At 35.4% G+C, this 23,024-nt stretch carries 28 protein-coding genes and 1 riboswitch; of the genes, 19 read left to right on the top strand and 9 right to left on the bottom strand.

Going from position 1 to position 23,024, the window contains the following annotated elements:
• Nucleotides 1-5: 5 nt before the first annotated feature.
• The 12 genes from HR057_RS10935 to HR057_RS10880 all read left to right on the top strand — a co-directional run bounded on the left by HR057_RS10935 (nt 6) and on the right by HR057_RS10880 (nt 9,933).
• Nucleotides 6-1,220, top strand: a complete 1,215-nt coding sequence (locus HR057_RS10935) for a CCA tRNA nucleotidyltransferase (RefSeq protein WP_173731472.1) — start codon at nt 6-8, stop codon at nt 1,218-1,220.
• Complete coding sequence (locus HR057_RS10930) at nt 1,190-2,173, top strand: biotin--[acetyl-CoA-carboxylase] ligase (protein ID WP_173731471.1); 984 nt, start codon at nt 1,190-1,192, stop codon at nt 2,171-2,173. The genes HR057_RS10935 and HR057_RS10930 overlap by 31 nt, the downstream gene beginning before the upstream one ends.
• 265 nt (nt 2,174-2,438) lie before the next feature.
• Entirely contained in the window at nt 2,439-3,272 is an 834-nt protein-coding gene (panB, locus tag HR057_RS10925) for a 3-methyl-2-oxobutanoate hydroxymethyltransferase (RefSeq protein ID WP_173731470.1), read from the top strand.
• 1 nt (nt 3,273) lies between these two features.
• Nucleotides 3,274-4,119: a pantoate--beta-alanine ligase gene (gene panC, locus HR057_RS10920; protein ID WP_173731469.1), complete on the top strand. Its 846-nt coding sequence runs from the start codon at nt 3,274-3,276 to the stop codon at nt 4,117-4,119.
• 12 nt (nt 4,120-4,131) lie between these two features.
• The gene (gene panD, locus HR057_RS10915; RefSeq protein WP_173731468.1) at nt 4,132-4,521 is read left to right on the top strand and encodes an aspartate 1-decarboxylase; all 390 of its coding nucleotides are present in this window, start codon (nt 4,132-4,134) and stop codon (nt 4,519-4,521) included.
• A 284-nt stretch (nt 4,522-4,805) separates the two neighbouring features.
• On the top strand, nt 4,806-4,976 hold the full coding sequence (locus HR057_RS10910; protein ID WP_173731467.1) for a YpmA family protein: 171 nt from the start codon (nt 4,806-4,808) through the stop codon (nt 4,974-4,976).
• A gap of 9 nt (nt 4,977-4,985) precedes the next feature.
• Nucleotides 4,986-5,522: a cell wall elongation regulator TseB-like domain-containing protein gene (locus HR057_RS10905; RefSeq protein ID WP_173731466.1), complete on the top strand. Its 537-nt coding sequence runs from the start codon at nt 4,986-4,988 to the stop codon at nt 5,520-5,522.
• 1 nt (nt 5,523) lies between these two features.
• A complete protein-coding gene (locus tag HR057_RS10900; RefSeq protein WP_173731465.1) occupies nt 5,524-6,708 on the top strand; it encodes a pyridoxal phosphate-dependent aminotransferase in 1,185 nt (394 codons plus the stop codon).
• Between the two features lie 40 nt (nt 6,709-6,748).
• Nucleotides 6,749-8,041, top strand: coding sequence for an asparagine--tRNA ligase (gene asnS, locus HR057_RS10895; RefSeq protein WP_173731464.1), 1,293 nt, complete (start codon nt 6,749-6,751; stop codon nt 8,039-8,041).
• A 126-nt stretch (nt 8,042-8,167) separates the two neighbouring features.
• Complete coding sequence (locus HR057_RS10890; RefSeq protein WP_173731463.1) at nt 8,168-8,869, top strand: DnaD domain-containing protein; 702 nt, start codon at nt 8,168-8,170, stop codon at nt 8,867-8,869.
• Nucleotides 8,870-8,908: 39 nt separating this feature from the next.
• Entirely contained in the window at nt 8,909-9,559 is a 651-nt protein-coding gene (gene nth, locus HR057_RS10885) for an endonuclease III (RefSeq protein WP_173731462.1), read from the top strand.
• Nucleotides 9,538-9,933, top strand: a complete 396-nt coding sequence (locus HR057_RS10880) for a YpoC family protein (RefSeq protein WP_173731461.1) — start codon at nt 9,538-9,540, stop codon at nt 9,931-9,933. The genes nth and HR057_RS10880 overlap by 22 nt, the downstream gene beginning before the upstream one ends.
• A 29-nt stretch (nt 9,934-9,962) precedes the next feature.
• Here HR057_RS10880 and HR057_RS10875 read toward each other — a convergent pair whose 3' ends face one another.
• Together HR057_RS10875 and recU are read right to left on the bottom strand one after the other, a co-directional pair.
• Nucleotides 9,963-12,506: a transglycosylase domain-containing protein gene (locus HR057_RS10875; RefSeq protein ID WP_173731460.1), complete on the bottom strand. Its 2,544-nt coding sequence runs from the start codon at nt 12,504-12,506 to the stop codon at nt 9,963-9,965.
• Nucleotides 12,507-12,568: 62 nt separating this feature from the next.
• Nucleotides 12,569-13,171, bottom strand: a complete 603-nt coding sequence (gene recU, locus HR057_RS10870) for a Holliday junction resolvase RecU (protein WP_196237920.1) — start codon at nt 13,169-13,171, stop codon at nt 12,569-12,571.
• 516 nt (nt 13,172-13,687) lie between these two features.
• Between recU and HR057_RS10865 the strand changes: the two genes are divergently transcribed.
• Nucleotides 13,688-13,990, top strand: a complete 303-nt coding sequence (locus HR057_RS10865) for a chromosome segregation protein (protein ID WP_173731459.1) — start codon at nt 13,688-13,690, stop codon at nt 13,988-13,990.
• Nucleotides 13,991-14,200: 210 nt separating this feature from the next.
• On the opposite strand, the gene HR057_RS10860 is transcribed toward HR057_RS10865, so the two are convergent.
• The 4 genes from HR057_RS10860 to HR057_RS10845 form a co-directional block, all read right to left on the bottom strand.
• The gene (locus tag HR057_RS10860) at nt 14,201-14,365 is read right to left on the bottom strand and encodes a hypothetical protein (RefSeq protein WP_173731458.1); all 165 of its coding nucleotides are present in this window, start codon (nt 14,363-14,365) and stop codon (nt 14,201-14,203) included.
• An 18-nt stretch (nt 14,366-14,383) separates the two neighbouring features.
• Nucleotides 14,384-14,527: a hypothetical protein gene (locus HR057_RS10855; RefSeq protein ID WP_230474430.1), complete on the bottom strand. Its 144-nt coding sequence runs from the start codon at nt 14,525-14,527 to the stop codon at nt 14,384-14,386.
• Nucleotides 14,528-14,590: 63 nt separating this feature from the next.
• Nucleotides 14,591-14,977 carry a hypothetical protein gene (locus HR057_RS10850; RefSeq protein WP_173731457.1) on the bottom strand — a complete coding sequence of 129 codons (387 nt, stop codon included), beginning with the start codon at nt 14,975-14,977 and terminating at the stop codon, nt 14,591-14,593.
• Nucleotides 14,978-15,082: 105 nt separating this feature from the next.
• Complete coding sequence (locus HR057_RS10845) at nt 15,083-15,484, bottom strand: DUF1360 domain-containing protein (RefSeq protein WP_173731456.1); 402 nt, start codon at nt 15,482-15,484, stop codon at nt 15,083-15,085.
• Nucleotides 15,485-15,602: 118 nt separating this feature from the next.
• Between HR057_RS10845 and HR057_RS10840 the strand changes: the two genes are divergently transcribed.
• From HR057_RS10840 to HR057_RS10830, 3 genes are all read left to right on the top strand, one after another.
• Nucleotides 15,603-15,767, top strand: a complete 165-nt coding sequence (locus HR057_RS10840) for an imidazoleglycerol-phosphate dehydratase (RefSeq protein WP_173731455.1) — start codon at nt 15,603-15,605, stop codon at nt 15,765-15,767.
• Between the two features lie 594 nt (nt 15,768-16,361).
• Nucleotides 16,362-17,663 carry a uracil/xanthine transporter gene (locus HR057_RS10835; protein ID WP_173731454.1) on the top strand — a complete coding sequence of 434 codons (1,302 nt, stop codon included), beginning with the start codon at nt 16,362-16,364 and terminating at the stop codon, nt 17,661-17,663.
• 86 nt (nt 17,664-17,749) lie between these two features.
• Nucleotides 17,750-17,911, top strand: a complete 162-nt coding sequence (locus HR057_RS10830; protein ID WP_173731453.1) for a hypothetical protein — start codon at nt 17,750-17,752, stop codon at nt 17,909-17,911.
• Nucleotides 17,912-18,018: 107 nt separating this feature from the next.
• Here the strand turns inward: HR057_RS10830 and HR057_RS10825 are convergent, their stop codons facing one another.
• Nucleotides 18,019-18,183, bottom strand: a complete 165-nt coding sequence (locus tag HR057_RS10825) for a hypothetical protein (RefSeq protein WP_173731452.1) — start codon at nt 18,181-18,183, stop codon at nt 18,019-18,021.
• Between the two features lie 163 nt (nt 18,184-18,346).
• Here HR057_RS10825 and HR057_RS10820 point away from each other — a divergent pair, with 163 nt between their 5' ends.
• Nucleotides 18,347-19,513 (top strand): AbrB family transcriptional regulator, encoded by a 1,167-nt coding sequence (locus HR057_RS10820; protein WP_173731451.1) that lies wholly within the window; start codon nt 18,347-18,349, stop codon nt 19,511-19,513.
• Nucleotides 19,514-19,796: 283 nt separating this feature from the next.
• Nucleotides 19,797-21,212 carry a hypothetical protein gene (locus HR057_RS10815; protein ID WP_173731450.1) on the top strand — a complete coding sequence of 472 codons (1,416 nt, stop codon included), beginning with the start codon at nt 19,797-19,799 and terminating at the stop codon, nt 21,210-21,212.
• A gap of 90 nt (nt 21,213-21,302) precedes the next feature.
• Here HR057_RS10815 and HR057_RS10810 read toward each other — a convergent pair whose 3' ends face one another.
• Both HR057_RS10810 and HR057_RS10805 read right to left on the bottom strand, forming a co-directional pair.
• A complete protein-coding gene (locus HR057_RS10810) occupies nt 21,303-21,503 on the bottom strand; it encodes a hypothetical protein (RefSeq protein ID WP_173731449.1) in 201 nt (66 codons plus the stop codon).
• A gap of 66 nt (nt 21,504-21,569) precedes the next feature.
• On the bottom strand, nt 21,570-21,821 hold the full coding sequence (locus HR057_RS10805) for a DNA alkylation repair protein (RefSeq protein ID WP_173731448.1): 252 nt from the start codon (nt 21,819-21,821) through the stop codon (nt 21,570-21,572).
• 192 nt (nt 21,822-22,013) lie between these two features.
• Nucleotides 22,014-22,123: riboswitch (SAM riboswitch) on the top strand.
• A 182-nt stretch (nt 22,124-22,305) separates the two neighbouring features.
• Between HR057_RS10805 and HR057_RS10800 the strand changes: the two genes are divergently transcribed.
• The gene (locus HR057_RS10800; RefSeq protein ID WP_173731526.1) at nt 22,306-23,013 is read left to right on the top strand and encodes a phosphoadenylyl-sulfate reductase; all 708 of its coding nucleotides are present in this window, start codon (nt 22,306-22,308) and stop codon (nt 23,011-23,013) included.
• Nucleotides 23,014-23,024: the final 11 nt, after the last annotated feature.

Here is a 23,024-nt window from a genome sequence, read left to right as displayed (position 1 = left end):
AAGCTATGAAAGAGCCGTTTTTACAAGCCAAACCAATTTTAAAAAAATTAATAGAAGCTGGATTTGAAGCATATTTTGTTGGCGGCTCTGTTCGTGATCATTTGCTTAAAAGAAAGTTGGGAGATGTTGATATAGCTACATCGGCATTGCCGGAAGATGTGGAGCGATTATTTCCAAAAACAATTCCTGTTGGGATCAAGCATGGAACGGTTGTTGTCATTCATGATGGTGTGTGCTATGAAGTAACAACCTTTCGAATTGATGGAGAGTATAAAGATTTTAGACGTCCATCGGAAGTTAAATTTGTAACATCCCTAGAACAAGATTTAAGCCGCCGGGATTTTACAATCAATGCGATTGCCATGGATATCAGCGGAAAAATCATTGATCCATTTAATGGGATTAAAGATTTGCAAAAAAAAGTAATTCAAACGGTAGGCATACCTGATGACCGTTTCTTGGAAGATCCTCTTCGTATGATGCGCGCCATACGCTTTGTAAGCCAACTCGATTTTGTTCTAAGTGAAGAAACGAAAAAATCAATTCAAAAACATGCCCATTATTTAAAGAATATTGCTGTGGAGCGAATATTAATAGAGTTTGAAAAATTGCTTGAAGGGAAAGCAGTTGATAAAGCACTTTCACTCATACTGGAACTTCAAATTTACAAATATTTGCCAGGTTTTGCTGACAAAAAAAGTGAGCTCCTTACTTTTGCTAAAAATTGTTTAAAACTTCCATTAACACTTGAAGAACAGTGGGCATTGTTAATTACGATATTAAAAATTGAAAATATCGAATCTTTTTTTAGGGAATGGAAGAGCTCAAACGAAAAAATTAGAACATGTAAACAGATTATTTCAGCTCTAAATAAACTTCAAAAAGGAGCAGCGCTTACTCCCTATTTCATATATACAACTGGCAAAAATATTTTATTATCTAGTATTAAGTTATTATGTATATTAGAAAACAGATCATTTGATGAGCTTGCTGATATAGTAGAAATAATTCATAAAAAGCTGCCAATTTATTCAAGGAAGGAACTTGCACTTACCGGCATTGATGTTATGGATTGGTACCAAAAAAAAGGTGGCCCTTGGCTTGCGCAAATTATCAATGATGTTGAAAAGGCTGTTGTGGAAGGAATCGTCCAAAATACGAAAGCAGATATAAAGGAGTGGCTTCTAAAATGCAATCCTCCATCCGAAAACAATTATTAAAATTATTTTCCGATCATGAAGGGGAATTTTTATCCGGCCAGTTAATTAGTGAAAAGTTAGGTTGCTCAAGAACTGCAGTATGGAAGCATATTGAAGAATTGCGTAAAGATGGATTTGAATTGGAAGCAGTACAGCGTAAAGGTTATAGAATTATTAGCAAACCTGATCGAATTAGTGGCAATGAAATACAGTTGGGACTAAATACAAAATTTTTTGGTAGAGAAATTTATTATGAAGAATCAGTAGATTCAACACAAAAAATTGCCCATAGGCTTGCTTATGAAGGAGCTGTTGAAGGGACAATCGTTGTTAGTGAAGAACAAAGAATGGGTAGAGGGAGACTAGGCCGTGCTTGGTTTTCCCCGATCTATACCGGTATTTGGGTGAGCATCATTTTAAAACCGGAAATAGCTCCTCAACAAGCACCACAGTTAACATTATTAGCAGCCGTAAGTGTTGTCAGAGGTATTCAAAAGGCAACAGGAATCCGCTGTGATATCAAATGGCCTAACGATATTTTAATCAATGGTAAAAAAGTCGTTGGCATCTTGACAGAATTAGTTGCTGAATCAGACCGGATTAATGCCGTTATTGTTGGAATTGGTATGAATGTCAATCAAGAGCGGGAGCATTTTCCTGAAGATTTGCAAGCTATTGCCACTTCTTTAGCAATCGAAGGTGGGCATAAGTGGAACCGGGCTGCGATTTTACAAGCGGTTTTAAAAGAGATGGAAGATTTATATTTCGATTATTTGAAAAATGGATTTCAAGTCGTAAAACTATTATGGGAAAGCTACGCAGTTAGTATCGGCAAACAAATAAAAGCAAGGACATTGACGAATTCGATTACTGGAAAAGCTTTAGGCATCACAGACGAAGGAGTTTTACTGCTGGAGGATGAAAAAGGAACGGTTCATCGTATCTATTCAGCTGATATTGAAATAAATGAATAAAATATAAAAAATTTTATGAAAAGTTATTTCCCTTTTTAGGGATTGTCTGCTATACTAGCAATATTACGATGGGTAGTATTCTTTATGAAACTACACCAAAATGATTTATACTTATTTAAAAAAAGCTGCCTTGATCCGATACGGACTAGGACAGGGGATGAATAAACTGGCAAATTTCAAACCCGTCTTTCCGTATGGAAAGATTTTTTATTTGGGTTGAAATGGCAGTTGTCATTCCCTCTATCAACTATTTAGGAGGGAAAAAATGAAAACTACAACAGATTTTCAGAAAATGAAAGCAAACGGAGAACCAATCGTTATGGTAACCGCTTACGATTACCCATCTGCTAGACTTGCGGAAGAAGCAGATGTAGACATTATATTGGTTGGAGATTCGTTAGGTATGGTTGTTTTAGGATATGATTCAACGATTCCGGTTACTGTTGATGATATGGTTCACCATACGAAAGCAGTACGGCGTGGAGCGAAAAATACATTTATTGTTACTGATATGCCTTTTATGAGTTATCACTGTTCGATTGATGAGACGATGAATAACGCTCGTCGATTAGTGCAAGAAGGTGGGGCCAACGCATTAAAAGTTGAAGGGGCTAAAGAGGTTTGTTATACAATTTCTCGGCTAACTGCTGCAGGAATTCCTGTAGTAGCCCATTTAGGTTTGACGCCACAATCTGTGGGTGTACTTGGCGGTTATAAAGTACAAGGCAAAGATTTAGAAACAGCAAAAAAACTAATTGAAGATGCTCAAGAAGTAGAAAAAGCCGGAGCAATGATGCTAGTATTGGAATGCGTTCCAAAGCAACTTGGTGAAATGATTACGGAGAAACTTTCGATACCAACTATTGGCATCGGTGCAGGAAACAAAACAGACGGTCAAGTTTTAGTATATCATGATATTATTCAAAATGGATTTGGTCATGTACCTAAATTTGTAAAGCGGTATGCAAATGTGAATTCATCGATTCGAAATGCACTTGAAGAATATCGAAATGAAGTGAAAAAACGGGCATTTCCTACCGATGAGCATTCTTTCACGATGAAAGAAGAGGAGCTCTTATCGTTATACGGAGGAAAATAATATGAAAATCATACGTTCAATAAAAGAAATGCAGCAAACAATGAAACAGCTTCGTTCTTCCGGAAAAACAATTGGGTTCGTACCGACGATGGGCTATTTGCACGAAGGTCATTTAAAATTAATGAATGAAGCAAGAAAGAACAATGAAATCGTCGTTGCGAGTATTTTTGTCAATCCGCTACAGTTCGGACCAAACGAAGATTTCGAATCATATCCGCGTGATATTGAGCGGGACGAGGCTTTAGCTAAACAAGCTGGAGTCGATTATATTTTTTATCCGGACGTAAAAGAAATGTATCCAACTGAGCTTTCGACTGAGGTCCATGTTAAAAAACGAGTCGATGTTCTTTGCGGAAAATCTAGACAAGGCCATTTTGACGGCGTTGCGACAGTTCTTTTAAAGCTTTTTAATATTGTAATGCCAGATCGCGCTTATTTTGGATTAAAGGATGCCCAACAAGTGGCAGTTGTCGATGGATTAATAAAAGATTACAATATACCTGTTGAACTCGTTCCCGTAGAGACTGTTCGGGAAGAGGATGGGCTTGCGAAGAGCTCTCGTAATGTATATTTAACCGAGCAGGAACGTAAAGAAGCACCAGAACTATATAAAAGTTTACAAAAAGCTGTTGAAAAAATAACAGCGGGTGAAACAGACCTTGAGAAAATTAAATCCGAAATAATAGATGATATTACAAGAAAAACATCTGGAAAAATTGATTATGTGGAAATTTATTCTTATCCACAGTTGGAACCAATCGCGAAGCCGCATGGCAAAATGATAATTGCCATTGCAGTTAAGTTTGGAAAAGCTCGATTAATCGATAACGTCATTTTTACGGTATAGGGGGAAATGCTATTGTTTAGAACGTTAATGAATGCTAAAATTCATCGGGCAAGGGTGACCGAAGCGAATTTAAATTATGTTGGAAGCATTACCATTGATGAAGATTTAATGGATGCAGTAGGCATTTGTGCAAATGAAAAAGTCGCGATTGTAAATAATAATAACGGGGCTAGATTTGAAACATATGTGATTCCTGGACCTCGCGGCAGCGGAGTAATTTGTTTAAATGGTGCTGCTGCACGTCTTGTTCAACCTGATGATATTGTAATTATTATTTCATATGCACTTGTCCCTGAAGATAAAATAGCTGAACATAAGCCAAAAGTTGCGATTATGAATGAAAAAGATAATACGATTAAACAATTAATTTACGCTGAACCAGCTCAGACAGTACTTTCATGATGTTTTTTGAATCATCAAACGATGGCTTTCGCTTTTTAAAGCGAAAGCCTTTTTGCGGATGTATGATTCGATTTTCTTTCATTCCCTTTTGTCAAAAAAAAAGGGCGGTTGAGCCCCTTGATTATGGTGTCGGATGGAGTAGTATAGTTTTACATATGAGCAATGATTTTGCTTATTATTTGGTATAATGGGTAAAGAGACGATGATTTTGTTTCGTACAACTATTTTGCACTTTATTTTCAATAGCTATGTGTAACAAAATTTTCTTGGAAAGGAGGATTTCAATGGAAAGTAAAATTGAAGTGTTGGCAACGGTGCAAATTCAATATTCACCGGATCTTTATAAAATCGTTGATGTCTTAAATAGAACGTTAAAAGAGCGTGACCTTATGTTTGGATTAGCACTTGATGATCAAGATAAGGAAAAGGCTATTTTTACTATATATAAAACATAGAGGTTTACTATGAAAAAGTGGTTGTATATAATACCGTTATTAATCATTATTATTTTTTGGCAAGCAGTACAAATTTATCAAGATAGCATGAGCGATCAAAAATATTGGCAAAATAAAGCTATTGCTCTTGCGAAAGAATATGTAAAAGACCTTCGTACAATAAATGACGTCGATTATTATCATGGCACGATTGCATATAATATTGTATACGGAACAAATGAAAAAAATGAAGAAATCATCGTATGGGTTCCATATGACACGTCAAATTCCAAATTTATCGTCAAAAAATCGAATGAAGGCTGGTCAAAAGAAAAAGTAAAAAAATATGTAATTGCAAATGAAAATCCATTAAAATTAATAAATATAAGACTTGGTGCTGAAGTAATAAAGGACCATCGCACAAATAAAATTGAAACAACACCCCTTTGGGAAGTCACTTATATAGACCAAGAAAATCGCTATACATATTATTTTTTGAAATTTGTTGATGGATCATTTGTGAAAAAGTACAGTCTGAAAAAGGAACGCTTTGAGGAGGATATTTAACATGAAATTAGCAAATCGGGTTTCATTATTGACGCCATCTACAACGCTTGAAATTACAGCTAAAGCAAAAGCACTAAAAGATGCTGGTTATGATGTAATTGGCTTAGGAGCTGGAGAACCTGACTTTAACACACCGCAGCATATTATTGATGCCGCAGTAAAAGCAATGAATGAAGGTCATACAAAATATACTCCATCCGGTGGTCTACTAGCATTAAAAGAAGCTATTATCGAAAAATTTAAAACAGATCAACAATTAAATTATGAGGCTAATGAGATTATTGTTTGTGTTGGTGCTAAGCATGCTTTATATACTTTATTCCAAGTGATTATTAATCCGGGGGATGAAGTTATTATTCCAACTCCTTATTGGGTAAGTTATCCTGAATTTGTAAAGTTGGCTGAAGGGGTACCTGTTTTCGTAGAAGGTAAAGAGGCTAATAATTTCAAGATAACAGCAGAGCAGTTGAAAGAAGCAATTACACCAAAAACGAAAGCAGTTGTCATTAACTCTCCAAGCAATCCAACAGGGATGATTTATACTGAGGAAGAATTAAGGGCATTGGGTGAAGTGTGCCTCGAACACGACATTTTAATTGTTTCCGATGAAATTTATGAAAAGCTAATATATGGAAATAATAAACATGTGTCAATTGCTCAATTATCACAAGACCTTAAAAAACAAACGATTATTATTAACGGTGTTTCCAAATCTCATTCAATGACTGGATGGCGTATTGGTTATGCTGCTGGTGATAGCGCTATTATTAAAGCAATGACAAATTTGGCAAGCCATAGCACATCCAATCCAACTTCAATTGCTCAATATGCTGCAATTGCTGCTTATAAAGGACCACAAGAACCAGTTGAAACGATGAGGAAGGCTTTTGAGGAACGATTGAATAAAATTTATGAACAGTTGATTGAAATTCCTGGGTTTACATGCGTTAAGCCACAAGGGGCATTCTATTTATTCCCAAATGCTAAAAAAGCAGCTGAAATGACAGGTTATGAAAATGTTGACGAGTGGGTTAAAGCATTATTAGATGAAGAAAAAGTTGCTTTAGTGCCGGGTTCTGGTTTTGGTGCGCCTGAAAACGTTAGATTATCTTATGCAACATCATTAGATTTATTAGAAAGTGCAGTAGAAAGAATAAAACGTTTTATGGAAAAGAAAACAAAATAATCGATGACCGCCTTATCGTTGAAAGCAGGGGGTAGAACCGTTGAGAACAACTATTTCAAAAGTAAAAGATTTTGTAGGTCAAGATGTTACAATTGGAACTTGGCTTGCCAATAAACGTTCAAGCGGTAAAATCGCATTTTTACAGCTGCGTGATGGAACGGGCTTTATTCAAGGTGTTGTAGTCAAAGATGAAGTTAGTGAAGATGTATTTCAAAAAGCAAAAGCTCTTACCCAAGAAACTTCGCTTTGGGTGACAGGAACGGTACGAGAGGATGTACGTTCACCTTTTGGATATGAGTTAACTGTAAAAGATATTGAAATCATCCATGAAGCAATCAATTATCCCATTACTCCAAAAGAGCACGGCGTTGAGTTTTTGATGGATCACCGTCATCTTTGGCTTCGTTCTAAACGGCAGCATGCGATTATGAAAATAAGAGATGAAATCATATGGTCTACGTATGAATTTTTCCATAATAATGGTTTTGTTAAAGTTGATCCGCCGATATTAACGGGCACTTCAGCAGAAGGCGGGAGTGAACTATTTCACACAAAATATTTTGATGAAGATGCATATTTATCTCAGAGCGGACAACTGTATATGGAAGCTGCAGCTATGGCATTAGGAAAAGTTTATTCTTTTGGACCGACATTTCGGGCTGAGAAATCAAAAACAAAAAGGCATTTAATTGAGTTTTGGATGATTGAACCAGAAATGGCTTTCGTCGAACATGAAGAAAGTTTGCAAATACAGGAACAATACGTAAGTTATCTCGTACAATCGGTTTTATCAAGATGTCAACTTGAATTAAAATCGCTCGGCCGGGATGTGTCAAAACTTGAAAATATAAAGCCTCCGTTTCCACGAATTACGTATGATGAGGCCATTGAATTGTTACATAAAAAAGGATTTAACGACATCGAATGGGGAGAAGATTTTGGTGCCCCTCATGAAGTAGCGATTGCTGAAGAGTTTGACAAACCGGTATTTATTACCCACTATCCTGCAAAAATTAAAGCATTTTATATGAAACCAGATCCGAACCGGCCTGAAGTTGTTTTATGTGCCGATTTGATTGCACCCGAAGGTTATGGGGAAATTATTGGTGGATCCCAAAGAATTGATGATTTAGAATTATTGAAAAAACGCTATGAAGAACACAATCTAACCGGTGGTGCTTACGAATGGTATCTCGATTTACGTAAATATGGATCTGTCCCTCATTCGGGCTTTGGACTTGGTTTAGAACGAACGGTAGCTTGGATCACAGGAGCAGAACATGTTCGAGAAACAATTCCGTTTCCAAGACTTTTAAATCGGTTATATCCTTAAAAATGGTGCTGACCATTTACCAATGGTCAGCTTTTATTTATTTAGGGGAACAAAAAGTCACACAATTTAAAAATAACCTATAAAGAAATGCTGCATGGTATAATAAACTTTGAGGTGTTCACCAAAATGGAAAAAGAATATTTTATTGACTTGTTTGCTGTTGGGAGTTTTGCCATTCCAAAATTGCTTTTAGAAAATTATAAAAAGATTGGGTTAAATGAAGAAGAGTTTATGTTTTTGCTTCATATTTATTCAGCCATTGAAAGTGGAAATTTGTTTCCTACACCCGAGCAGCTTGCTGAACGAATGAGCTGCTCGAAAGATCGGTGTATGGAAATTTTAAAATATTTAATTCAACGTGGCTATTTAGAAATTAAAGAGAAAAATGATGATGGAATAGTAGTTGAAATTTTTTCAATACGTCCACTTTGGGAGAAGCTATATTACTTTTTGTATGATCAAAAGAAGAAAAAAGCGTTGCAAGAAAGTGAATTGGCTGAAATAAATATTTATACATTATTTGAACAAGAATTTGGCAGGCCTTTATCTCCTATGGAGTGTGAAACACTAAAACTTTGGCTTGATCATGACCACTATAGTCCATTATTAATAAAAGCAGCATTAAGGGAAGCCGTTATGAGCGGGAAATTGAACTTCCGATATATTGACCGTATTTTGTTTGAATGGCAAAAGAAAGGAATTGAAACGATAGAACAAGCACGCGATCAAGGGCAGAAATTTAGAGCGCACCAACGGATAAAAATGCAAACAAAACCCGCCAAGCAGGAATCCTCTTCAGTACCTCTATATAATTGGCTTGAATCTTAAAAATTGTTATACCTCTAAACAGGGAGGAGGGTAGATTAAATGTTAAATAATAAACAAATTGAACGAGTTTTAGAAACGATTGGTGAAATGTTTCCAGATGCCCATTGCGAATTAAATCATTCCAATCCTTTCGAGCTCGTTATTGCTGTTTCTTTATCAGCTCAATGTACTGATGCACTAGTAAATAAAGTTACGAAAAAATTGTTTGAAAAATATAAGAAGCCGGAAGATTATATAGCTGTTCCTTTAGAAGAACTGCAAAATGATATTCGATCTATAGGTTTGTACAGAAATAAAGCGAAAAATATACGTAAACTGTGTGAGATGCTGCTTGAAAATTATGACGGGAAAGTTCCAAGAGAAAGGGAGGAATTAATGAAGCTTCCTGGGGTTGGCCGAAAGACAGCAAATGTTGTTATGTCAGTTGCTTTTGGCATACCGGCAATTGCTGTAGATACCCACGTGGAAAGAGTATCTAAACGGCTTGGAATTTGCAGGTGGAAAGACAGTGTATTGGAAGTTGAAAAAACACTTATGAAGAAAGTTCCAGAAGAAAAATGGGGACAAACCCATCATCGTCTCATCTTTTTCGGTCGCTATCATTGTAAAGCACAAAAGCCGCAATGTGAGATTTGCCCATTGCTCGATTTATGCAGAGAGGGGAAGAAATGGATGAAAAGGAGCAGTTAATGATGGAAAAACAGCGAATTGAAGAAATCGATCAATTTTTTTCTCTTTGGGAAGAAGAAAAAGAAAAATTGGCTGAATATTTCCGGTTAAGAGATTACCAAACTGCTTTAGAACCGATGCTTAAGCAAATCGAGTCTTTTATGACATGCTTATTTTTAATAAATAACCAAACCATATCAAGTATAAATTCTGCCTTAGAAGAGATAGAAAAGTTACCAATAAAGCCGTTGAACAGTAAAGAAAGGCTTTCTTTCTTACTTGAGCGCCCTAGTCACTATCATTCATTCATTCAATTATCCGAGTTATTTACTGAGCTTCAAAAACTATTTAAAAAAGAAATAGCCATTAGAAAAACCAAAACCCGCTTGGGCTGATTAACAGCCTCAGCGGGTTTTGGTTGTTGTTAGTGGGTAAAGTTTTCTTCATCATCTTCGATATCATCGGCATCGTCATCATCTTGTACATTGCCGTTGTTATTTTGATTTCGATCTCGATCACGATTGTTTCGGTTATTACCATCTTCGTTTCCTGGATTCCTTGGACCTTCAGGCAAAGTTGGCTGCTCCCAATTTTGTGGTGGGTTCTCTGGGTTTATGATTTGACTTATGTCTGTATTCACTTCTACCAATACAGCTTTGCTGACGCTTGCCGGATTTGTATCATCGATCGCGACAATTTCAAATGAGTAAAGTGAATTTGGATATGGATCGTTAATGACAAGCTTCATTTCTTTACCAGACCAATAAGGAATAAAATCACTATTATTTAATGCTGCATTTACCGAGAAAGATACCCGTTCCAACAATTTTTCATTATATTGCCAAGATATTTCAATTCTGTTTCTTACTGGATCATATTGAGCTGCAGCATTATTCACTTCCGGAATTTCATCAAATTGATCCGTTACTTCTTTCGGCTCTGTTCCTTTAACAAAGTATTCGTAAACAATTTGATCTTCTGGTGTTAATACGCTTGGCAATTTCGGTGGGTTTGAGCCGACGACAACCGGTGAACGAACGACACTGTTCGGCTTGACAAAATCACTTTGTTTTTTGCCTCTAGTAATTTCTTGCATAATCACCCTAAATAATTGTTTAGCGATTCCTGACGACTTGCTCGTAATATAATTACCCTCTCCATGCTTGCTATACCCTGTCCATACAGAAATCGTATAATCAGGGGAATATCCAGTAAACCATACATCAGGCATTGCACCTTTAGGAATGTTATATTTTTTTCGCGTTTCCTCATCAAAGTTTGTTGATCCTGTTTTTCCAGCGATATGAACTCCAGGCACATTTGCAGAACGTCCAGTACCGTACTCGACGACCGATTTTAACATGTCAGTGATCATAAATGCTGTATAATCTTTCATGACAACTTCCTGTTCTGGTTTCATATTAATTTCTCGGCCGTCAGGAAAGACAACTTTGCGAATCGTATGCGGTTTCGTATAGATGCCATTATTTCCAAAAGCACTATAGGCTCCTGCCTGGTCAAGCGGTGAAGTACCATTAAATCCTCCGATACTATAAGCTTCAGTAATATAGTCGCCAACTTCGATGCCAAGTTTTTTAGCAAATTGACGAGATCTTTCGGCTCCTACTTCTTGAAATGTTTTTAAAGCAGGTATATTTCTTGAATCTGCTAAAGCATAACGGATAGACATTTGACCTTTATATTTGCCATCATAATTTCTAACAGCTGGTCCATTTGTATAACTATGAGGTTCATCGACAATTTGATGGTACGTAGACCATTTTAAATACTCGATTGCCGGCCCATAATCAAAAATCGGTTTTGCCGTTGAACCAGGCTGCCGTTTAATGTCTGTTGCAAAATAGGATGTACTTTGATTACGGCCACCGCCTATGGCCAGCACTTCTCCTGTTTTCGTATCTAGAACAACAAGACCGGCTTGGAAACGATCATCGGGATAATTGATATATTCATTTGTATCCAATACTTTTTCAACGAATTTTTGTATGTCTGAATCTAATGTTGTATAGATGGAAACACCGCTCGATAAAACATCAATATTCTCAACTTGTTCTAACTCTTCTAAAACTTGATCAACAAAAGCGTCATGTGGATTTGATTTTTCAACTTTTTTAACAATATAATCCGTTACATGTATTTTTTTTGCAGCTTCTGCTTGTTCATGAGTAATTTTTCCGTGCTTTTCCATTAATGATAAAACTGTATTTCGACGTTTTTCTGCAAGTTCAGGATATTTGTACGGATCATAACCTGAAGGCCTCTGCGGCAAACCTGCTAAAAGAGCAGCTTCATGGAGTTCCAAATCTTTTAAACTTTTACCAAAGTACGTTTCAGCTGCTTTAGCAACCCCATAAGAACGGTTCCCATAATTGATTTTATTTAAGTACATAGTCAGTATTTGCTCTTTTGAATATTTTGCATCGAGTTGGATCGCAAGCCAAGCCTCTTGAATCTTCCGTGTGAGAGTTTTTTCCATTGATAAGAATGATAATTTTACGACTTGTTGTGTAATTGTGCTTGCTCCTTGTGATCCAAAACCTTGAGTGATGTTGGCAATTACAGCACCGCCGATACGTCTAATATCGATTCCGAAATGGTCGTAAAAGCGAACATCTTCTGTTGCGAGTACTGCATCTTCAAGGACTTTAGGAATATCTTCATACGTAATAAGCGTTCTTTTTTCGTTACCTAGTTCCGCGATCAAATTTTGGTTGCGGTCATAGATTTTCGTTGATGGTGGATCAAGCAGTGCTGCTGCGTCAAGTTTTGGAGCGTTCATAATAATTGCAGCTACGGAAATTACTCCTGCCAGCATAAAAACAAGTCCAATGATAATCATAATTGCGAAAATCCGTTTAAAGAGATGGACGGATTTTTTTTCGGATTTTGCTCTCTTTTTTTCTTGTGCTGCTCGTCTTTCCTGTCTTGTACGATAGTTTTCAGACATCATAATACCTGCCTTTCAAACTTCCAATAAAATGTTGTTAAAAATAGATTATAAATATGCCATTATTGGTTAAAGTAAAGATGGTCAATGACTTTTAAATAATCAATTCTTGGATGTAAATGAATCGGAACATGATATCCAATTGTTTCAATGATTTTTTTGGGGATCGATTTTCGTCCTCCTTTTATACTTTCATCCCAGTAAGGAAATAAATGCTTTGCTTCTAACAAAAATACTTCATCACTGTTTGTAAAACGTAAAAGGACAAAGCAAATTCCCCCTTGTTTTACGACTGCTTTCATATGTTCAATCTGGTGTTCATGGAAATTTTGCAAAGGAAAAGAAGTTTTATTTTTTGTTTCCTTAGCTTCAAAATCAATATACTTTCCACGGTAGACACCATTATAATCTGTAGTCGATTGCTGCTTAAAATATGCCTCTTTTATAACAGCTGCACTTCTTTTAGGATAATCGACTGAAACGATTTGTACGGGTGTCGGTTTTTTATGAATAACAGCAATACCATTGGTTAAATAATATAAATTGCTTTCATTAATATCTTCTTCCAATGTCATTCCGCGGTTTGAATAGTTTGGGTTTATAGTTTTTTGTGAAAGCTTTGTGGTTGTTTGAACATAAGCTTGTCCATTTGGATATCGTATCATAATTTTCATATCCCCTCAAAAACGTTCCTCTAAAATAATAACTATAGCATACTTCACTAAATTTAGCACATGATTTTACATCCTCATTTATATAATAAATTTTATGTCAACTAAACATTTATTAGAATGGTTCTTTTTAGCTAAAAACAGTTACAGATCTTAAGGCAAAAAAACGCTTGGACTTTTTGGATCCAAGCGAATTTTTTCTATTCAGCAGGTCTGTTTGGTCCTTCAAGTTTTTTATCGCCAAAACCGGTTTTTCTTTCTTCTTGAATAGCTTCGTTCTTCTTCTTTTCTTTTTTTCTTTTGCTCATTTTTAACACACCTCCTTTTCCAATAGTGTTGGCTGAAAAGAGTATTTCATTCAAGAATAAAGAAGGTGGTTTTGTTGTCGAAAGTAGAGTAAAATAAAACATTTACACTACTTTTGCCGAATGAAAACTAGTTTTGTCATCTATGCAGGGACTTAATAAAAAGGAGCGAATATATAAAAAAAATTCGCGGGAGGGGATCATTATGAAAAGCGGTGTTTTGAATGCAACGAATTTTGAAGCTTGGGAACAACGTTTTGAACAGCTTTTATCTAAATTAAATGAGATTGAACTTCAGCTCTCTCAAAAGGCCGATGATATCGTTTCTATCCAAGTCCTCCACCATCGCAATGAATTGGAAGAGTTTGAAAAGAGATTAGATGAGATTGAGAGAAAGATGGACAAAATAGCCCAAATCGACCAGCCAAATAAAACTGAAGCAATTGAAAGTTATAAATTGCAAAACCGTCCACTTATGAACAAAGTTGCTGGTTTTTCCACTTACTAAAAAAAGCGCAATTGATTTTGCGCTTTTTTTGTTAACATGATTTAATTTAAGGTCTAAGTTTAAATCAAGGTTTAGTTTTTACAATAAGGCAACAACAATTCAGATCTATTCTAGTTTTTATAGCTGGGGCGGTGTATGTCTCTGTAATAAATTGTTATTTGATTAAAGGATGATCAAAGTCTTTTTTTTTAAATGCACAAAGGTACTAAGCTAAAATTCAATTCCACCAAATTCTTTCGTTTTTTGAGGGACTGGTTTCTTTTGCACATAATCGAAGATCATATCAGTCAATTCTTCGGAAAACTCCAAATTGTTGTTAATTGTTTTTGCATGGTAATGATTTTTATTTGCCTTTTGATATCTTGGATATGGCATCCTTGCTCACCCCTTGAATTATTGTTGCTCCTTATTATTATTATCTTTTTGTCCTTGTAGAGGTTCGGATGAAAATTCAGGATCATTTGTTGCATATTTTGGTGGTTGGTTTTCATGTCCTTTTCTCTTATGATTGAAAGCTTTCCCTCTACCCATGCCCATCATCAACTCCTTTACATATATTTCAGTATTAATATGTGAAATTGCACTACTGTTTCATTCAGATTAATAATAAATAGGTCTTATTTGTTGAAGTGTAAATTTAATGATTGTACGTGTAATACGTTTCATTTGGTTTATAGAAAAGCGGTAAGCTCGGAATAAATAACTGAACCATTGTTCTCTTTGTAGTAATAATTCATATAATTGATTAGTTCTCATGCTTAAAGAGCCGCTGTAGTAATGGGCGTTTGTTATCGTAAAATGAATCACTGTTTGCAAAATATACGTAATTAAACGATTGTCCATTCCATTTAAAGCAAGCTCGTTTATTACATCAGAATGTTGCCTGCGAAATTCTTCCGTTAATTGGGTAACAAAGTTTTGTTGACGATAAAAGAAATGATAATCTGTTGGATAGAAAAAGTTTGGCATTACTTCATAAGAATGCAAATGAATCCCTCCAAAATACAAAAAGATTTTTATTTGAATTTAAATTATTTTCCATTGGTCAAATTACTTGTTTTTCTAATATTTTATGAGGGACCATTTATTGTGTTATTGGCTATCCATTTTTTCAGTTTGGGCATTTTGTTCTAATGAAGATAAATAATGAATCGTTTTTGTTCCAACCCCTACAAAAGTTTCAATAATCGATTGTGCACCTGCAAGCGATAAGATGAATATGAATCTTTGTGTCAGTTTTGGCTTTAATAAATAGGCCATGCCAATTAATAAAGCACTCCACACCCCTGAACACCAATAACAATTTAGTAAATAGCCGAAATTGTTTTTAGGGACTTTTTTTCTATACGTATGTCCATGGGCATCTTTTTTATATACGACTGTCATAAAAGGATCGCGAATGAATTCGGTAATTTTGTCAAAAACAATTAAATGAGTTAAGCGGTAACTTGCCAAGATTAGCATAATGTAAGTCATCCAAGAAATTTTTTTCATGTTAACTCCTCCATGTATTATTTATTCCTTAATGTTTGCTTCGTTAAAAGAGATTATGTGAATGAAAATGGACATTGATATTTAAACTAAGGAGAGAATAGAAAAAGGGGTGAATGGTTTGACAAATCGAAATCCAAAGTTTGAAAGTAAAAATCAAGGAGCACCTGAACTAGGGACTGCTGACGTCATGCACGGCGTTGATTTAGAAAGCGGTGATGACAATAAAGGAAAAGAATACCGTTCAAAAAAAGGAAGTAAATCAAGGAGACTTCATAACAAGTGATAATTTTCTTTTTAAGAAGGATATAATTATTTTAAGCCAAACGGTGAACTTTTGCCGTTTGGCTTCTATATTGACTTATGAGCAAGCTCTTAAAAATAATAGATAACACCACTTTCTTGTTTTAAAACGGTGTAAAGAACGGATTACAAGAAGAAAAATACTGTAAGAAATTCAATGATCTACTTGGAATAAACGAGAAATTGAAAAAAATAATGTGAAATGAACCTGTATCAAAAGTAATATGCCTTCAAAGAAGCCATTCTTCAAGTGTTTATAATCCATTCCTTCTGGAGAGTTGTTATTCCGCTCATTATATTCTCCATAGCTTTTTCTATCTAAGAGCAATAAATCCCTTTAAAACAGCATCCTTACATTTGAACCCTTGTCTTCTTTTTCTACATTCTTCAGTTTTTTAGTATAGTTGTCATTACCTATTAAGAATAATAAATGAGTTTGATCTTTCCACCATTATTAAATTGGCATCGACATTCTATTTTGAAAAGAACGTTTCATATTTCTTTAATAATATGTTGGATTATTGTAATATAGCTTTATGATGAGGGGATTATCTTTTCCGTTTAATGGGGGTTTTTTATGAAAAATAATGGGGGAAAGATTTCAATAGACTGGAAATTATCATTCGCATCCATTCAATGGTTGTTTTTTATTTTTGCAAATACGGTCGTTGTACCTGTTTCAATTGGTACAGCTTTTCATTTATCACCTGATGTGATTGCTTCAATGCTTAGAAGCTCATTAATTTTTACGGGATTAGCCTGTATGCTGCAAGGCTATTTTGGCCATCGATATCCACTCATGGAAGGCCATTCCGGCGTTATTTGGGGACTTATTCTTCATTTATGTATATCTGCGCAAACATTAGGATTAAGCTATTCGGAAATTGGAGGCGGAATTGCGACTGGATTATTGCTTGCCGGTGTTGTTGCTATTTTATTTGTAAAATTAAATCTCATTCATTTATTGCACCGCATCTTTACACCGATGGTCATGAGTGTTTATTTATTTTTACTGACATTTCAATTAATCCTTATTTTTTTCAAAGGAATGTTTAAAGTCAATGAAGATGGGACGATCGATATACCTGTTGCATTATTATCAATTGGAATTGTTGTAATCGTTAGTTTATTAATTATTAAAGGAAATGAAGTGATCGCAAATTTTTCTATTTTGATTGGTATGGTTGTCGGCTGGGTTATATATGCAATTTTCTTCCAAAGTGAATCTTTCAATGGAGAACCGTCTTTTATTTTAATCTTTCCATTGGGATGGCCTAACTTGAATATTGGAATTGTGACTGTTACCTTTCTGGCAGGCCTCATTAATTTGAGCAATACGATCGCATCTATTCAGGCTGCAGCAAATCTATTTCATGAAAGACCGACGGAAAGGCAATTTAAAAGATCTTATTTATTAACTGGCTTTTATTCCATTGGTGCAGCTTTTCTAGGTCTTGTTTCATATACTCCGTTTGCTTCATCGATCGGCTTTTTGGAAAGTACGCGTATCTTTGACCGCAAACCTTTTATAATTAGTGGAGGATTAATGGTGTTATTGGGCGTTTTCCCATTTCTCGGATCATTTTTATCAACAATGCCAATGACAGTAGGAAATGCTGTTTTATTTGTCGCTTATCTGCAATTATTAGGTACATCTTTAAAAAGCTTAAACGGTTATGTTTTCAACTCTAAAACGATTTACAGATTGGCAGCACCTTTATTAATAGGGGTTAGTATTATGAATATGGACAGCAGTCTATTCAACAGTATCCCGATCATCCTTCGCCCAATTATTAGCAATGGTTTCATTATGGGAGTTATTATTGCAATACTCACTGAAAAAATGATTAAATGGGATAATATAAAAGAAGCAGCTTAATAATTTTTAAATAAAACCATCTCAGAATGAACAAAGTTTATACAGTACAAAATAAGAAAAACTTCGTTGATAGGGGATGGTTTGTGTTGAATGAAAAACTTATTGCGTGGCAAAAAACGTTGGAAAACGAGAGGGCAACTCTCTTGGAACTGCAAATGAGCGGAGATTTTACCGATGAACATGCTGGAAGATTATCAAATATTGAATACATGCTCGATCAAATTGCGATCAACCAATTTTTAGGTTAATTATAAAAGGCACCCACGAACTGCACCCCAATTGTTAGATACAGCCTAACAATTAGAGGTGCAGTTTTTGTTTGATAAAAATACAAGTGATGATAACAGCTTTTTTATTACTGTTTATCAAATTGCTTTCGGGCAGCATGTTCTGAAGCATTCACTTCTTTGCTGAAAGTAGCTTCAGCATATTCATTTCCAAATTCTTCAGCTAATACGTCTATCGGAGCTGCACTTTTCTTTTCGTCAAATTTTTCGCGTTTCTTTTTTTGCTTTGTCATCTTTGATGCCTCCTAGAAAATATTTTTCAATACATAGCCTTGCCTAAAATTGTAGTTTTATTAAAAAATAAGTTTATGGAGAATACATAAAATTACAAAAAATTAAATGGTTATGTTATAACTATCTTTAAATAAATGATTTTGTTTGAAAGAAGGAATGGAAATGAAAAGTAAGGCCGCTAGGTTATTTTCACAAAGTTGGTTTATTTTCTTAAGCGGCTTAGGTGGACTGCTATTTACAATGTTCGGCTTATCAATTGGCTGGATGATTGGTTCGCTAATAGTTGCATGTCTATTAACCTATTTTCAGCCAAAAACGCTTGGTATCAATGAAAAAAGTAAATTAGGAAAAAATTGGTTTCAACTAGCTCAATTTTTATTAGGCATTGAGTTAGGAAAAAATTTAAATTTGTCCGTAATGAACGTACTGTACGATCATTGGCTAATTGTAGCAATCGTTCTTCTTTTTTCAATTATTTTTTCATTCGGTACAGGATTTCTTTTATATCGATTTAGTAAGACCGATTTGTTAACTAGTTTTTTAGCTACTTCCCCCGGTGGAGTTGCATCGATGCCGGTCATCGCAGAGGAAGTAGGTGCAAATATTGGGATTGTCAGCGCTGTTCAAGCGATACGTGTATTTTTCGTCGTTTCGATCATTCCTGTTATTTTATTTTTAATGGTGCCACAAAGCGGTCAACAACCAGTTGCAAGCATTGAGAACGTTGGGAATGACCAATTCGTTCAAGTTGCGGCGAATTTTTCAACTTTTACTATTATTTGGACAGTTTGCGGGTTAGTATTTGCTTTTTTTGGAGTACTAGTTGGAAAAAGAATCAAACTACCAGCACCTTGGCTTCTTGGAACATTATTGGGGGTTCTCCTTTTGGAGACTATCAGTCCAATGTTCTTCAATGAGCATGTAGTTATTTGGTGGCCTCATTTTTTAGTAATTTTTGGTCAAATATTAATAGGGGCAAGCATAGGTGCGAAATTTCGCAAGAGCATGTTTGTCGGTATTAAACAGATCGTAATTGTAGGTACAATCGGTACAATTTTGCTCATCGCAGCTATGTTTTTGTGTGCCTATATTGTGTCAGCAATCACTGGTATTCAATTTATTGCTTCTGTACTGGCTTTTGCTCCCGGTGGAGTTGTTGAGATGGCAACAGTTTCAATGATATTAGATTCGGAATCGACATTCGTAGTAGCTGTACAAACATTACGGATCATTCTTGTCATTTTGTTTGTTCCTTTGTTTATTAAATTTATGAATGAAAAATTGCGCAAGAAGAATGATCTAATGAAATCAAATCGTATAAGTTCCTAATCAACCTCTTGGTTAACCGAGAGGTTTTTTCATTTTGCGAAAAAATGAAAGAAAAATCCTCCAAAATGTAACGTAAAATTGCCTTAAAAAAATTCTAGGGGAAAGGTTTTCTTCAATTGCCACAAATAAAAACATGGAAGAAGGTGTTCATAAGTCGAAATGACATAGTAAAAACGATGCACAAGTTTTTATATAGCGGAAACGGTTTTTATCACACCTTTTTACCCATTTCATATCCTAATACTACAACAATAGGTATTTATAACAATAGGAGGTTCTTACGATGGGTGTTGAGTTAACAGCCCTCCATTGGATATATGTGATTTTCATTTTTCTTATCCTTGGGTTTATGATCATGCGTAGAGATACAACGTTCATTTGTATCGTAGGGATTTTTTTATTAGCTTTTACTGCAACTCAATCTTTAAGTGCGTCTATTAGCAGTATTTTTAATAGTTTTATTTTTACAATTACTGAGCTTCTAAGCACCATATTAGTCATTTCTATCATAGTCTCAATGAGTAAAGCGCTTACGAGAACAGGGATCAATGATGTAATGATCTCACCATTTACGAAATTAATAAAAACTCCTGGTCTTGCCTTTTGGATCATTGGAATTTTAATGATGGTGATTTCTTGGTTTTTCTGGCCATCACCGGCAGTAGCTTTGTTAGGCGCAGTCATGCTGCCTGTTGCGATTAGAGTAGGGCTTCCGGCATTGGGTGTTGCTATGGCAATGAACTTATTTGGACATGGAATCGCACTTTCAGGGGATTTTATTATTCAAGGAGCTCCTAAACTAACGGCAGATGCAGCAGGTATACCGGTTCTTGATGTTGTAGAAGCAAGTGTACCATTAGTTTTCGTAATGGGTATCGTCACGACTGTCACTGCATTTATTTTATTAAAGCGGGATCTTCGTAAAGGCATCTTGAAGATAGAAAATAATACAGAAAAGACACTGGTTGCAGAAAATGCGTCTAATCAGGAAGAGGAATTAATGAAAAGCTTGCTTTCCCCTCGTGTTAAAAAATTTTTAGCTTTCCTTATTCCAGTATTATTTCTACTAGATGTTGCAGCAATGTTTATTCTTGATCTATCTGGCGGGGATGCAACAGCATTAGTTGGTGGCACAGCTATTTTTATTCTCTTAGTCATTAGCCTACTTGCCCATAAAAATAAAGGTTTGGAAAAAACGACCTCCTATTTAATTGAAGGATTTCAATTTGGATTTAAAGTATTTGGACCAGTTATTCCAATTGCTGCCTTTTTCTATCTTGGAGACTCAGGTTTTATAAAAATGATTGGAGATTTCCTTCCAACAAATTCCACTGGTCTTGTAAATGATTTAGGAATCGCCTTGGCGCATACAGTGCCGTTAAATGGCCAAATCGCAGCCGTGACATTAACTACTGTTGGTGCAATTACTGGTTTGGATGGTTCGGGTTTTTCAGGTATTTCATTAGCTGGATCCGTTGCAAATCTATTTGCAGCAGCTACAGGAGCAAGTATTGCAACACTTACAGCTTTAGGTCAAATTGCTGCAATTTGGGTTGGTGGAGGTACACTCGTTCCTTGGGCATTAATTCCGGCTGCTGCCATTTGTGGCGTGGATCCATTTGAGCTTGCAAGGCGCAATTTAGTACCGGTTATCATCGGGCTAGTAGTCACAACAATTGTTGTTATGTTTTTAATATAACTTCTATTAACAAATTTCTAAAAAAAGGCATCCAAAAAGCCTATATAAAATGGCATTTTTGGGTGCCTTCTTTTCGTGTATGATAATTGATTAACGAGGCCCTTTTACATTTTTACTTTTTGCGTCTTTTGGTTCATCCCTGCGCTCTCTACCTTGTTTTTCTCTTTTTTTGGCAATTTGATTGACTTCTTTTACATCTGTTGCAAATTCTGAAGCAATTTCTTGTTTATTATTCCGAACCATTTGCTGCTCGGCATTTTGTTGTTTTTCTGCATTGTGAGCTTTTACCAATTAAATAACCTCCTAAAAAATTGATATTAAAGTTTTCTTTTATGAAGAAAAATAAATCTAATGATTTTAAGAGCGGCGATTATTTTTTGCAAAGCTTTCAAATTGACGCTCATCTTCAATCAATCCGCAGACGCCGCATTGAACTTTGTAAGAAGGACCGCGGTATGGAAGATGGAATGGATCCATAAATTGAATGCTATATTCTTGGATAATTTCTCCTGTTTGAGGATCCATTTTTACAGGTTTCGGTATTTGTTCAATTATTGTAAATCTCGTTCGGTTTGTCCCGCAATTAGGACAGCAGTATGGGCCCGGCATGAATGATCCCCCCTTATTTTTAATTTTAGCGTGTCCCTCGTTGGGAAAATTATGAGGGAATTAAATGGAGAACAAAATGATATTTAAATCTAAGTTAATCGATATGAATTATTTTATTTTTTTATTAAACCTACTTGACATTGAACTTTTCAACATGTATTCTAAACACAATAAATCTAAAAATTTAATAAATTCTTATCAAGAATGGTGGAGGGACTGGCCCGATGAATCCTGGCAACAGACTTTTTTAAGCACTGTGCTAATTCCTGTGAGTTCATTTCAATGAACTCAAAAGATAAGAAGAGATTTTAAGACTTAAATCACCTCTTCTTATCGAAGAGGTTTTTTAATACAAAAACTAGATTGATAGACGCTGACTGGACAACCAGAGGCGGATTTAACCTAACGGAATCGTGGGAGTCATAGGAGTCGTAATAGGTTAAATCCGCTTTTTTATTTTATTAAGGGAGGAATTTTGTTGGAGATGAAAATCCGATTTGATAATTTTGAAAGTGCAGCAAATCTTAGTTTTCCGATTGATAATGAAACAAAAGGAGCATTAGATGTTTTAAAATGGGCATACGAACATTATGGGGATGATCTCATTTATGCTTGTAGTTTTGGAATTGAAGGAATCGTGTTAATTGATTTAATTTCAAAAGTTTATCCAGAAGCGAAAATTGTTTTCTTAGATACAAATGTCCATTTTGATGAAACATATGAATTAATTGACAAAGTAAAAGAGCGTTATCCACAATTGAGGATCGAATTAAAGCAACCTGCTATCAGTTTAGAAGAACAAGCTCTAACATTTGGTGAGAAGCTTTGGGAAACCGACCCAAATAAATGTTGTGAAATTCGGAAAGTATTGCCATTAACCGAAGTGTTATCAGGCTATACTGCATGGCTATCGGGATTGCGAAGAGAGCAATCAGCAACTAGGGCAAATACTGAGTTTATTAATAAAGACAATAAATTTAAATCGGTCAAAATTTGTCCGCTTATTCATTGGACATGGAAAGATATATGGCGATATGCGCATAAAAACGGTTTGCCTTACAATGTATTACATGACCAAGGGTATCCGAGCATTGGCTGTAAAACCTGTACCCAGCCAGCATATAACTTGGATGATTTACGTTCAGGAAGATGGGCTGGAACCGGGAAAATTGAATGTGGCTTACATCAATAATATAAAGAGGT

Source organism: Calidifontibacillus erzurumensis (assembly GCF_013303125.1).
Taxonomy (GTDB): Bacteria; Bacillota; Bacilli; order Bacillales; family Bacillaceae_J; genus Calidifontibacillus; species Calidifontibacillus erzurumensis.
Note: the sequence above shows the minus strand (reverse complement) of the source record. Positions and strands in the feature narration are given on the sequence as shown.